12 protein-coding genes are annotated in these 12483 nt (G+C 69.8%); all 12 read left to right on the forward strand.

From position 1 onward, the window contains the following. Nucleotides 1-8: 8 nt before the first annotated feature. On the forward strand, nucleotides 9-560 hold the full coding sequence (locus IEY93_RS23030) for a NuoB/complex I 20 kDa subunit family protein (RefSeq protein ID WP_189165185.1): 552 nt from the start codon (nucleotides 9-11) through the stop codon (nucleotides 558-560). Then, nucleotides 557-1234: an NADH-quinone oxidoreductase subunit C gene (locus IEY93_RS23035; protein WP_189165186.1), complete on the forward strand. Its 678-nt coding sequence runs from the start codon at nucleotides 557-559 to the stop codon at nucleotides 1232-1234. The genes IEY93_RS23030 and IEY93_RS23035 overlap by 4 nt, the downstream gene beginning before the upstream one ends. Then, nucleotides 1231-2583, forward strand: a complete 1353-nt coding sequence (locus tag IEY93_RS23040; protein ID WP_189165187.1) for an NADH-quinone oxidoreductase subunit D — start codon at nucleotides 1231-1233, stop codon at nucleotides 2581-2583. The genes IEY93_RS23035 and IEY93_RS23040 overlap by 4 nt, the downstream gene beginning before the upstream one ends. Next, the gene (gene nuoE / locus IEY93_RS23045) at nucleotides 2580-3245 is read left to right on the forward strand and encodes an NADH-quinone oxidoreductase subunit NuoE (protein WP_189165188.1); all 666 of its coding nucleotides are present in this window, start codon (nucleotides 2580-2582) and stop codon (nucleotides 3243-3245) included. Before IEY93_RS23040 ends, nuoE begins: the two co-directional genes overlap by 4 nt. Further along, the gene (gene nuoF / locus IEY93_RS23050) at nucleotides 3242-4531 is read left to right on the forward strand and encodes an NADH-quinone oxidoreductase subunit NuoF (protein ID WP_189165189.1); all 1290 of its coding nucleotides are present in this window, start codon (nucleotides 3242-3244) and stop codon (nucleotides 4529-4531) included. Before nuoE ends, nuoF begins: the two co-directional genes overlap by 4 nt. After that, complete coding sequence (locus IEY93_RS23055) at nucleotides 4528-6957, forward strand: NADH-quinone oxidoreductase subunit G (protein ID WP_189165190.1); 2430 nt, start codon at nucleotides 4528-4530, stop codon at nucleotides 6955-6957. Before nuoF ends, IEY93_RS23055 begins: the two co-directional genes overlap by 4 nt. Continuing rightward, nucleotides 6954-8321 carry an NADH-quinone oxidoreductase subunit NuoH gene (nuoH, locus tag IEY93_RS23060; RefSeq protein WP_189165191.1) on the forward strand — a complete coding sequence of 456 codons (1368 nt, stop codon included), beginning with the start codon at nucleotides 6954-6956 and terminating at the stop codon, nucleotides 8319-8321. The genes IEY93_RS23055 and nuoH overlap by 4 nt, the downstream gene beginning before the upstream one ends. Beyond that, nucleotides 8308-8823, forward strand: a complete 516-nt coding sequence (gene nuoI / locus IEY93_RS23065) for an NADH-quinone oxidoreductase subunit NuoI (RefSeq protein ID WP_189165192.1) — start codon at nucleotides 8308-8310, stop codon at nucleotides 8821-8823. Before nuoH ends, nuoI begins: the two co-directional genes overlap by 14 nt. Further along, a complete protein-coding gene (locus IEY93_RS23070) occupies nucleotides 8816-9697 on the forward strand; it encodes an NADH-quinone oxidoreductase subunit J (RefSeq protein ID WP_189165193.1) in 882 nt (293 codons plus the stop codon). Before nuoI ends, IEY93_RS23070 begins: the two co-directional genes overlap by 8 nt. Continuing rightward, nucleotides 9694-9990 carry an NADH-quinone oxidoreductase subunit NuoK gene (gene nuoK / locus IEY93_RS23075; protein ID WP_189165194.1) on the forward strand — a complete coding sequence of 99 codons (297 nt, stop codon included), beginning with the start codon at nucleotides 9694-9696 and terminating at the stop codon, nucleotides 9988-9990. Before IEY93_RS23070 ends, nuoK begins: the two co-directional genes overlap by 4 nt. Nucleotides 9991-9999: 9 nt before the next feature. Then, nucleotides 10000-11910 (forward strand): NADH-quinone oxidoreductase subunit L, encoded by a 1911-nt coding sequence (gene nuoL, locus IEY93_RS23080; protein WP_229691380.1) that lies wholly within the window; start codon nucleotides 10000-10002, stop codon nucleotides 11908-11910. Further along, nucleotides 11910-12483, forward strand: a 574-nt coding sequence (locus IEY93_RS38500) for a proton-conducting transporter transmembrane domain-containing protein (RefSeq protein ID WP_268241578.1), incomplete at its 3' end; no start/stop codon positions are given. The genes nuoL and IEY93_RS38500, both read left to right, overlap by 1 nt.

Below are 12483 nucleotides of genomic sequence, written 5' to 3' on the forward strand. Positions count from 1 at the left end.
GCACTGACATGGGTCTCGAAGAGAAACTGCCCAGCGGGTTCATCCTGTCCACGGTGGAGCAGGCCGCCGGCTGGGCCCGGAAGAACTCCGTGTGGCCGGCCACGTTCGGCCTGGCCTGCTGCGCCATCGAGCTGATGGCCACCGGCGGCCCGAACCACGACCTGGCCCGTTTCGGCATGGAGCGCGCCTCGGCGTCCCCGCGCCAGGCCGACCTGATGATCGTGGCCGGTCGCCTGTCGCAGAAGATGGCGCCGGTGCTGCGCCAGATCTACGACCAGATGGCCGAGCCCAAGTGGGTCATTGCCATGGGCGTGTGCGCGTCCAGCGGTGGCATGTTCAACAACTACGCGATCGTGCAGGGCGTCGACCACGTCGTCCCGGTGGACATCTACCTGCCCGGCTGCCCGCCGCGCCCCGAGATGCTCATCGACGCGATCGTCAAGCTGCACGACAAGATCCAGAACATGAAGTTCGGCGCCCACCGCGCCAAGCAGATCGACGAGCTGGAACTCCGTGCGCTGCGGTCGCTGCCGCTCATCGATCAGGGGGCCTCGAAATGAGCACTGACAACCTTCCCGGCGTCCCCGAGGAGCCCATCGCCCGTCACGGCATGTTCGGCGCCGCGGACTCCGGGGACACCTCCGGGTACGGCCGCCTAGTGGTCCGCCGCCCGCCGAAGCTGTCGAGCGCCCGGCCCTACGGCGGCTACTTCGACGACGTGGCCGACGCGCTCGAACGCGCCGCCGGCGACGCCTACGAGGGCATGGTCGAGCGGGTGGTCGTCGACCGCGGCGAGCTGACGATCCATGTCGCACGCGCGCGGCTGGTCGAGGTGATGCGCCACCTGCGCGACGACCTCGCCCTGCGCTTCGAGCTGTCGCTCGGCGTATCGGGCGTGCACTACCCGGCCGAGACCGGCGAGGAACTGCGGGCGGTCTACCACCTGTGCTCGATCACCCACAACCGGCGCATCCGGGTCGAGGTCTCCTGCCCCGACGCCGATCCGCACATCCCCTCCACGGTTTCGGTGTACCCGACGCACGACTGGCACGAACGCGAGACCTACGACTTCTTCGGCATCGTCTTCGACGGCCACCCGGCGCTCACCCGCATCGAGATGCCCGACGACTGGGAGGGTCACCCCCAGCGCAAGGACTACCCGCTCGGCGGCATCCCGGTGCAGTACCGCGGCGCCACCATTCCCTCGCCGGACAACAGGAGGTCGTACGCATGACCGCCATCCACGACGGCGCGACCGCCCCGGGCGAGCAGGACTTCGCCGAGGGCACGGTCTACAACGTCAACGGCCAAGACTGGGACCAGGTCGTCGAGGCGGTCGCCGACTCCTCCGAAGAGCGCCTGGTCATCAACATGGGCCCCCAGCACCCGTCCACGCACGGCGTGCTGCGGCTGGTGCTCACCCTGGACGGCGAGACCGTCACCGAGGCGCGCACGGTGATCGGCTACCTGCACACGGGCATCGAGAAGAACATGGAGTTCCGGACGTGGACCCAGGGGGTCACGTTCGTCACCCGCATGGACTACCTCTCGCCGATCTTCAACGAGACGGCGTACTGCCTGGCAGTGGAGAAGCTCCTCGGCATCACCGACCGGGTGCCGGCCCGCGCGCAGGCCATCCGGGTGATGATGATGGAGCTCAACCGGATCTCCTCGCACCTGGTGGCCATCGCGACCTTCGGCCTGGAGCTCGGCGCCACCACGCCGATGCTGTTCGGTTTCCGTGAGCGCGAGATGGTGCTCGACCTGTTCGAGTACATCACCGGCCTGCGGATGAACATGGCCTACGTCCGCCCCGGCGGTGTGTCGGTCGATCTGCCCGCGGGCGCCGTGGACAAGATCGGCGAGTTCCTCAAGGTCATGCCGGGACGCATCAAGGAGATGCGCAAGCTCCTGGACGAGAACCCCGCCTACACCCGGCGGACCAAGGACGTCGCCTACCTCGATCTCACCGGCTGCATGGCCCTGGGCATCACCGGGCCCATGCTGCGCGCCACCGGCCTGCCGTGGGACCTGCGCAAGTCGCAGCCCTACTGCGGGTACGAGACCTACGACTTCGACGTGCCGACCGAGACCTCCTGCGACGTCTACGGCCGCTACCTGGTGCGCGTGGCCGAGATGGAGGAGTCCCTCAAGATCATCGGTCAGGCGCTGGACCGGCTCGCGGGCTCGGAGCTCAAGGGCAAGCCGGTGATGATCGAGGACAAGAAGATCGGCTGGCCGTCGCAGCTCGCGCTCGGCCCCGACGGGCTCGGCAACTCGCCCGACCACATCGCCCACATCATGAGCAGCTCCATGGAAGCCCTCATCCACCACTTCAAGCTGGTGACCGAGGGGTTCCGGGTGCCGGCGGGCCAGGCGTACGCGCCGGTCGAGTCGCCGCGTGGCGAGCTCGGCGCCCACGTGGTGAGCGACGGCGGCACCCGCCCCTATCGCGTGCATTTCCGCGACCCGTCGTTCACCAACCTGCAGGCGGTGCCCGCGACCTGCGAAGGCGGCATGGTCGCCGACGTCATCGCCGCGGTCGCCTCCATCGACCCGGTCATGGGAGGTGTGGACCGGTGACGTACTCGCCGGAAGTCCGCGAGCGTCTCGAACGCGACGCGAAAGAGATCATCGGACGGTATCCGCGGAGCCGCTCGGCGCTGCTGCCCCTGCTGCACCTGGTGCAGTCGGAGGACGGCTACGTCTCCGACGACGGCCAGGAGTTCTGCGCCGAGATGCTGGGCCTGACCAAGGCCGAGGTCGTGGGCGTGTCCACGTTCTACACCATGTACAAGCGCAAGCCCGCGGGAGAGTTTCACGTGGGCGTGTGCATCAACGCGCTGTGCGCGGTCATGGGCGGCGACCAGATCTGGGACGAGCTCACCGAGCACGTCGGCATCGGCAACGGCGAGACCACCGCCGACGGCAAGGTGTCGCTGGAGCGCCTGGAGTGCAACGCGGCCTGCGACTTCGCCCCGGTGATGGTGGTCAACTGGGAGTTCTTCGACAACCAGGACCCCGAGAGCGCCAAGCGGCTCGTGGACGACCTGCGTGCCGGCAAGGAGGTCGCGCCGACCCGCGGGCCTTCGCGCCTGTGCTCGTTCAAGGACGCCTCGCGGGTGCTCGCGGGCCTGTCGGACGGCCAGGCGGGCGAGGGCCCCTCGGCCGCCGGCCCCTCGCTCGAGGGCCTCAAGATCGCCAAGGCGAACGGCTGGACGGCACCGAAGGGGGCCTCGGAATGACCACCCTGACTCCGGTCCTCACCGCCAACTGGGACCAGGCGGACTCCTTCACCCTTTCCGGGTACGGAGAGTACTCCGCGGCCAAGAAGGCCCTGGGCATGGAGCCCGACGCCATCATCAAGGCGGTCAAGGACTCCGGCCTGCGCGGCCGCGGCGGCGCGGGCTTCCCCACCGGCATGAAGTGGGGATTCATCCCCCAGGGCGACGGCAAGCCGCACTACCTGGTCGTCAACGCCGACGAGTCCGAGCCCGGCACGTGCAAGGACATCCCGCTGATGATGGCCAACCCGCACTCGCTGGTCGAGGGCGCCATCATCACGGCCTACGCCATCCGCGCCAACCACGCCTTCATCTACGTGCGCGGCGAGGTGCTGCACGTCATCCGCCGCGTGCAGGCCGCCGTCCGCGAGGCGTACGAGAAGGGCTACCTCGGCACGAACATCTTCGGCTCGGGTTACGACCTGGAGCTCGTCGTGCACAGCGGCGCCGGCGCCTACATCTGCGGCGAGGAGACCGCGCTGCTGGACTCCCTTGAGGGTTATCGCGGCCAACCTCGTCTCAAGCCCCCCTTCCCCGCCGTCGCGGGGCTCTACGCGTCTCCCACCGTCGTCAACAACGTCGAATCCATCGCGAGCGTTCCCAGCATCATCGGAAACGGTGCCGACTGGTTCGCCGCGATGGGCACCGAGAAGTCCAAGGGCTTCGGCATCTTCTCGCTGAGCGGCCACGTCACCCGCCCCGGCCAGTACGAGGCGCCGCTCGGCATCACGCTGCGCGAGCTGCTCGACATGGCGGGCGGCATCCGGGCGGGCCACCGGCTGAAGTTCTGGACCCCGGGCGGCTCCTCCACGCCGATCTTCACCGACGAGCACCTGGACGTGCCGCTCGACTTCGAGTCGGTCGGCGCCAAGGGCTCGATGCTCGGCACCCGCGCCCTGCAGATCTTCGACGAGACCACCTGCGTCGTGCGGACGGTGCTGCGCTGGACGGAGTTCTACGCCCACGAGTCCTGCGGCAAGTGCACTCCCTGCCGTGAGGGCACCTACTGGCTCAAGCAGGTGCTCAAGCGGCTGGAGAAGGGCCAGGGCACCGAGGACGACCTCAGCACGATCACCGACATCGCCGACAACATCCTCGGCCGATCGTTCTGCGCATTCGGCGACGGCGCGACCAGCCCGATCCACTCGTCGGTGAAGTACTTCCGCGACGAATACCTCAAGCACTTCGAGATCGGCGGATGCCCGTTCGACCGGGCGGCGTCCACCGTGTGGGGGGCCTCCGCATGACCGTACAGACATCTTCGGCAGGGCCGGTCGAGCAGCCGGTCGACCTGGTGACCCTCACCATCGACGGCTTCCAGGTCAGCGTCCCGAAGGGCACGGTGATCATCCGGGCCGCCGAGCTGCTGGGCATCCAGATCCCGCGGTTCTGCGACCACCCGCTGCTGGAGCCGGCGGCGAACTGCCGCCAGTGCCTGGTGGACATCCCCGACGCCGGCAACGGCCGCGGGTTCCCCAAGCCGCAGCCGTCCTGCGCCATCGAGGTCGCCGAGGGCATGGTCGTGCAGACCCAGCTCACCTCGCCGGTCGCCGAGAAGGCCCAGCGCGGCGTCATGGAGATGCTGCTGCTGAACCACCCGCTCGACTGCCCGGTCTGCGACAAGGGCGGCGAGTGCCCGCTGCAGAACCAGGCGATGTCGAACGGCCAGGGCGAGTCCCGGTTCCAAGAGGCCAAGCGCACCTTCGAGAAGCCGATCGCGCTGTCCACCGAGGTGCTGCTCGACCGCGAGCGGTGCGTCCAGTGCGCCCGCTGCATCCGCTTCTCCGACGAGATCGCCGGCGACCCGCTGATCGACTTCTTCGAGCGCGGCGCCGCCGAGCAGGTGGGCGTCGCGAACGGCGAGCCGTTCGAGTCGTACTTCTCCGGCAACACCGTGCAGATCTGCCCGGTGGGCGCGCTCACCGGCGCCGCCTACCGCTTCCGCGCCCGGCCCTTCGACCTGGTGTCCACGCCGAGCGCCTGCGAGCACTGCGCGAGCGGCTGCGCCCTGCGCACCGACCACCGGCGCGGCCGGGTCACCCGCCGCCTCGCCGTGGACGACCCGCAGGTCAACGAGGAGTGGAACTGCGACAAGGGCCGCTGGGCCTTCTCCTACGCCACCCAGCCCGACCGCCTGCAGACCCCGCTGGTCCGCGACGCCGAGGGCTACCTGCGGCCCGCCTCCTGGCCGGAGGCCCTGACCGCCGCCGCCGAGGGCCTCGCCCGGGCGCGCGGCAAGGCCGGGGTGCTGGTCGGCGGCCGGGTCACCGTCGAGGACGCCTACGCGTACGCCAAGTTCGCCCGCGTCGCGCTCGGCACCAACGACGTCGACTTCCGCTCCCGCCCGCTGTCGGAGGAGGAGGCCGCCTTCCTCGCCCACGCGGTGGCCGGCAAGGGCATCGAGGTCTCCTACGCCGACCTGGAGCAGGCCCCGGCCGTGCTGCTGGCCGGGTTCGAGCCCGAGGAAGAGTCCCCGATGGTCTTCCTGCGGCTGCGCAAGGCCTGGCGCAAGCGCGGGGTGAAGGTCTACTCGATCGCGCCGTTCGCCACCCCGGGCCTGGCCAAGATGGGCGGCACGCTGGTGCGCGCCCTGCCCGGCGCCGAGGCCGAGGCCCTCGGTGAGCTGATCTCCGGCGCCTCCGCCGCGGCCGAGGCGCTCAAGCAGCCCGGCACGGTCATTCTGGTCGGCGAGCGGCTGGCCACCTCCCGCGGCGCGCTGTCCGCGGTGCTCCGGCTCGCCGCCACCTCCGGCGCCCGGCTCGCCTGGGTGCCCCGCCGGGCCGGTGAGCGCGGCGCCATCGAGGCCGGCGCCGCGCCGAACCTCCTGCCGATCGGCCGCCCGGTCGCCGACGAGACCGCGCGCGCCGAGATCGCCCGCGTCTGGAACGTCGCCTCGCTGCCCGGGACCCCGGGCCGCGACACCGGCGCCATCCTCGCCGCCGCCCTGACCGGCGAGCTGGAGGCCCTGGTGATCGGCGGCGTGGACCCCTACGACCTGGCCGACCCCGAGGCGGCGCTCGCCGCCCTGGAGAACACCCCGTTCATCGTCTCGCTGGAGATGCGCGCGAGCGCCGTCACCGACCGCGCCGACGTGGTGCTGCCGATCGCGGCGGTCAGCGAGAAGAGCGGCACGTTCGTCGACTGGGAGGGCCGCGGCCGCTCCTTCGAGCGGGCCATCGAGGTGCCGGGCGTCATGAGCGACCTGCGCGCCCTGGCCGCGATCGGCGACCACATGGACGTCCACCTGGGCCTGCCCGACTCCGCCGCCGCCCGCCGCGAGCTGGCCGCCATCGGCGCCTGGCGCGGCCCCCGCGCCGCCGCCCCCGGCGTGACCGGCGGCAGCGAGGCGCAGCCGGGCGCCGGCGAGGCCGTCCTGGCCACCTGGCACCTGCTGCTCGACGCCGGCCGCCTGCAGGACGGCGAGCCCTACCTCGCCGGCACCGGCCGCGAGGTGGAGGCGCTGCTGTCGGAGGCCACGGCCGCCGAGATCGGGGCGCTCGACAGCGGTAAGGTCACGATCACCACGGAGGGCGGCGCGGTCACGCTGCCCGCGCGGGTGGCCGACCTGCCCGACCGCGTCGTGTGGGTGCCGGCCGCCTCGGCCGGCTGCTCGGTCACCCGGGACCTGCGCGCCGTGGCCGGTGACGTCGTCAAGATCGGGAGCGCGTCATGATTCCAAACCTGGTCGCCGACCCGGCCGGGCCCACCCTGGCCGACTTCGGCAAGGATCCCTTGTGGATCTCCATCATCAAGGCCCTCTTCATCTTCGTGTTCCTGATGCTGGGCGTGCTGTTCGGCGTGTGGTTCGAGCGCAAGCTCATCTCGCGCATGCAGCACCGCTACGGCCCGAACCGCGCGGGCAAGTTCGGCCTGCTGCAGTCGGTGGCGGACGGCCTGAAGATGGGCCTGAAGGAGGACATCCTCCCGCGGGTCGTCGACAAGGTGGTCTACATCCTGGCGCCGGTCATCATCGCGGTGCCGGCCTTCCTGTCGTACTCCATCATCCCGTTCGGGCCGATGGTGTCGATGTTCGGCGTGCGCACCCCGCTGCAGCTCACCGACCTGCCGGTCGCCGTGCTGCTGGTCCTCGCGATGTCCTCGATCGGCGTCTACGGCATCGTGCTCGCGGGCTGGGGCTCGCGCTCGCCGTACGCCGTGCTGGGCGGCCTGCGCTCCACCGCCCAGGTCATCTCCTACGAGATCGCGATGGGCCTGTCGTTCGTGGCGGTGTTCCTGTTCGCCGGCACGCTGTCCACCTCCGAGATCGTGGCCAAGCAGGCCTCCGGGGGCACCTGGAGCCTCGGCGGCCTGGACATCCCGCTGCCGTCCTGGTACGCCATCCTGCTGATCCCGTCGTTCCTGATCTACGTGATCACGATGCTCGGCGAGACCAACCGCGTCCCGTTCGACCTGCCCGAGGGCGAAGGCGAGCTCGTCGCCGGCTACCACACCGAGTACTCCTCGTCGCTGAAGTTCGCGATGTTCCAGCTCGCCGAGTACGTCAACGTGTTCACCGTCTCGGGTCTGGCCATCACGCTGTTCCTCGGCGGCTGGCGCGCTCCCTGGCCGATCTCGCTGTGGGACGGCGCGAACACCGGCTGGTGGCCGATGCTGTGGTTCTTCGTCAAGCTCGTGCTGGTGTTCGCGTTCTTCATCTGGGTGCGCGCCTCGCTGCCCCGCATCCGGTACGACCAGCTCATGGCCTTCGGCTGGAAGGTGCTGATCCCGCTCAACCTGGCGTGGATCCTGCTGGTCGCCACCGTCCGGGCCCTGCAGAACGCCCGGAGCGAGCAGCCCGGCAGCGTCCCGGTGGTGCTCGTCATCGCCGCGATCGTCGTCATCGGCGCCCTGGCGATCTACTTCCGGTTCGACACGGTGAACCAGCGTCGCCGGGAGGCCAAGGCGGCGGAGGTGGCGGCCGACATGGAACTGCTGGACGCCGAGCCGACCGCCGGCGGGTTCCCGGTGCCGGCCCTCGACCTGCCGCACTACCACGGCGTCAACGGACGCAAGGAGGTCCCCAGTGGGACTAACTGATTTCCTGAACCCGGTGAAGGGGTTCGGCGTCACCTTCCACCACATGTTCAAGAAGCCGGTGACGACCAACTACCCGGAGGAGAAGAAGCCCACCGCTCCCCGGTTCCACGGTCGCCACCAGCTGAACCGCTGGCCGGACGGGCTGGAGAAGTGCGTCGGGTGCGAGCTGTGCGCCTGGGCCTGTCCCGCCGACGCGATCTTCGTGGAAGGCGCCGACAACACCGACCAGGAGCGCTACTCGCCGGGCGAGCGGTACGGCCGCACCTACCAGATCAACTATCTGCGGTGCATCCTGTGCGGCCTGTGCATCGAGGCGTGCCCGACACGCGCGCTCACGATGACCAACGAGTACGAGCTCGCCGACAGCAGCCGTGAGAGCCTCATCTACACCAAGGAGATGCTGCTCGCGCCGCTGGCGTCCGGCATGGAGGCGCCCCCGCACCCCATGCGCCTCGGCGAGACCGAAGAGGACTACTACCGGTTGGGCCGTAGCAATGGGTGAAGCCATCACGTTCTGGGTGCTCGCGGTCGTCTCGGTGGCCGCGGCGTTCGGGCTCGTCTTCAGCCGCAAGGCGGTGTACTCCGCGCTGATGCTGGGCGTGGTGATGCTCTCGCTGGCGGTGCTGTACGCCGTGCAGGAGGCTCCGTTCCTCGCCGCCGTGCAGATCATCGTCTACACCGGCGCGGTCATGATGCTGTTCCTGTTCGTGCTGATGCTGGTCGGCGTCGACTCCTCCGACTCGCTGGTCGAGACGATCAGGGGGCAGCGCTTCTGGGCGTTCGTCGCGGGCCTCGGCTTCGCCGTCCTGCTGGCGCTCGGCATCGGCAACGTCGTCATCGGCGCGCCCGCCGGGCTGAGCGGAGCGGTCAGCCAGGTGGGCGGCAACGTCCCGGGGCTCGCGCACCTGATCTTCACCCGCTACGTCTTCGTGTTCGAGGTCACCTCCGCACTGCTCATCACCGCCGCGCTCGGCGCGATGGTGCTGGCGCACCGCGAGCGCCGCGAGCCGAAGCCCACGCAGAAAGACCTCTCGCGCGCCCGCTTCCTCGGCGACCACCCGGCCCCGCTGCCCGGCCCGGGCACCTACGCGCGGCACAACGCGATCGACATGCCCGCGCTGCTGCCGGACGGCACCGTGTCGGAGCTGTCGGTCAACCGCGTCATCGCCCGCCACGACGTCGAGGACGGCCACCTGCCGAACGACCCGCGGCTCGCCCAGGCGATCAGGAACGTCGCCGAGGCCGGTGTGCGCACCGAGCAGCCGAAGGTCGTCCAGGCGGTCGCCGAGGCCCCCGAGGTCCCGGTCGCGGAGCGGGACAAGCCCGCCGCCGCACGCGTCCCCGGGGACGGCCCCGTCGAGGAGGAAGGCAAGTGACCACCCACTACCTGGTGCTCTCCGCGCTGCTGTTCGCCATCGGCGGCGTCGGCGTGCTCGTCCGCCGCAACGCCATCGTCGTGTTCATGTGCGTGGAGCTGATGCTCAACGCGTGCAACCTGGCTTTCGTCACCTTCGCCCGACAGCATGGCAACCTGGAGGGCCAGATCATCGCGTTCTTCGTGATGATCGTGGCCGCCGCCGAGGTCGTCGTCGGTCTGGCGATCATCGTGACGATCTTCCGAACCCGCAGGTCCGCGTCGGTGGACGACGCCAACCTGCTGAAGTACTAAGAGGTCGCCGTGGAAACCGCTGCTGAGATCGTCCAGCACTCCGGTGGAGTGATCGGCCTCTCCTGGCTGACGATCGCCCTGCCCCTGCTGGGCGCGGCGATCCTCCTGCTGGGCGGACGCCGCACCGACCGCTGGGGGCACCTCCTCGGTGTCGCCATGTCGCTGGCGTCGTTCGTGGTCGCCGTGATCGTCTTCTTCGAACTGCTCGGGTTCGGCGCCGACGAGCGCCGCCGCGTGGTCGAGCTGTACGACTTCCTTCCGGGTGGCACCCTCGACGTCAAGATGGGCCTGCTGCTGGACCCGCTGTCCATCTCGTTCGTCCTGCTGATCACCGGTGTCGGGTCGCTGATCCACATCTACTCGATCGGCTACATGGCGCACGACCCGAACCGGCGGCGGTTCTTCGCCTACCTGAACCTCTTCGTCGCGGCGATGCTGCTGCTGGTGCTGGCCGACAACTACCTCGGCCTGTACGTCGGCTGGGAGGGCGTGGGCCTGGCGTCCTACCTGCTCATCGGCTTCTGGCAGCACAAGCCGTCGGCCGCCGCCGCCGCCAAGAAGGCGTTCATCGTCAACCGCGTCGGCGACATGGGCCTGGCCCTCGGCATCTTCGTCATCTTCACGACGTTCGGCACCATCGCCTACGGCCCCGTCCTGGCGAACGCCTCCCAGGCCTCACAGGGCACGCTGACCCTGATCGGCCTGGCGCTGCTGCTCGGCGCGTGCGGCAAGTCGGCCCAGCTCCCGCTGCAGTCCTGGCTCCTGGACGCCATGGAGGGCCCGACCCCGGTGTCGGCGCTCATCCACGCGGCCACCATGGTCACCGCGGGCGTCTACCTGGTGGTCCGCTCCGGCCCGATCTACATCGGGGCGCCGACCGCCGCGCTGGTCGTCACCATCGTCGGCGTCGCCACGCTGCTCGCCGGTGCGATCATCGGTACCGCCAAGGACGACATCAAGAAGGCCCTGGCCGGTTCGACGATGTCGCAGATCGGCTACATGATGCTCGCCGCCGGCCTCGGCCCCGTCGGGTACGCCTTCGCCATCGCCCACCTCATCGCCCACGGCTTCTTCAAGGCCTCGATGTTCCTCGGCGCCGGCTCGGTCATGCACGCCATGAACGACGAGGTCGACATGCGCAAGTTCGGCGGCCTGGCCCCGAAGATGCGCATCACCTGGGCCACGTTCGGGCTCGGCTACCTGGCGATCATCGGCTTCCCGCTGCTGTCCGGCTACTGGACCAAGGACGGCATCATCGAGGCCACGATGGAGCACAGCCCGATCCTCGGCTGGCTCGCCGTCATCGGCGCCGGCATCACCGGCTTCTACATGTCGCGGCTGTTCTTCATGACCTTCCACGGCAAGCCGCGCTGGGAGAAGGACGCGCACCCGCACGAGTCGCCCGCCGTGATGACCTGGCCGCTGATCCTGCTGTCCATCGGCTCGGTCTTCGGCGGCGCGTTCCTGATCATGGGCAACCGCTTCATGGAGTTCCTCGCCCCGGCCGTCGGCCGTCCCAAGGAGCTGCCGCACTTCGCGCCGTTCAGCGTCGCGGGCGTGGCGACCCTGGCGGTGGTCGCCGTCGGCGTCGCCTACGCCTGGCTGAAGTACGGCAGGGCCGAGGTCCCGGCGGTCGCCCCGCGCGGCTCGTTCCTCACCGTCTTCGCCCGTCGTGACCTGTACGGCGACGCGATCAACGAGGCGCTGTTCATGCGCCCCGGCCAGTGGCTGACCCGTCTCGCGGTGTTCTTCGACAACCGCGGCGTGGACGGGCTGGTCAACGGGCTGGCGGCGCTCATCGGCGGCACCTCCGGCCGTCTGCGCCGCGTGCAGACCGGCTTCGTCCGGTCGTACGCCATGTCGATATTCCTCGGTGCCGCCCTTCTGGTCGGCGCATGGTTCGTCGTAGGGAACCTGTGATGCCCTGGCTCTCAATCCTGATGGGCGTGCCCGTGGTGGGCGCGCTGGCAGTCGCGGCGGTGCCCAAGGGCAACGACCGGCTCGCCAAGCAGCTCACGCTCGCGGTGTCGCTCGTCGTGCTGGTGCTCACGCTCGCCATGGCGTCCCAGTTCGACCCGGCCGGAGGGCGTGAACAGTTCAGCGAGGTCTACCGCTGGATCCCGTCGTTCGGCGTCCACTACGCGGTCGCGGTCGACGGCATCGCCCTGGTGCTCATCGCGCTCGCGGCGGTGCTCGTCCCGATCGTCGTGCTGGCCTCCTGGCACGACGCCGAGCGGCCGGACGCCCGGCGGTCGGTCAAGACGTACTTCGCGCTCATCCTGGTGCTCGAAGCGATGATGATCGGCGTCTTCGCGGCGACCGACGTCTTCCTGTTCTACGTGTTCTTCGAGGCCATGCTGATCCCGATGTACTTCATGATCGGGTCGTACGGCGGCGCGCAGCGGTCGTACGCGGCCGTGAAGTTCCTGCTGTACTCGCTGTTCGGCGGCCTGCTCATGCTGGTGGCCGTGATCGCGCTGTACGTGGTCGCCG

The sequence above is a fragment of the Sphaerisporangium melleum genome (genome assembly GCF_014646695.1).
Taxonomy (GTDB): Bacteria; Actinomycetota; Actinomycetes; order Streptosporangiales; family Streptosporangiaceae; genus Sphaerisporangium; species Sphaerisporangium melleum.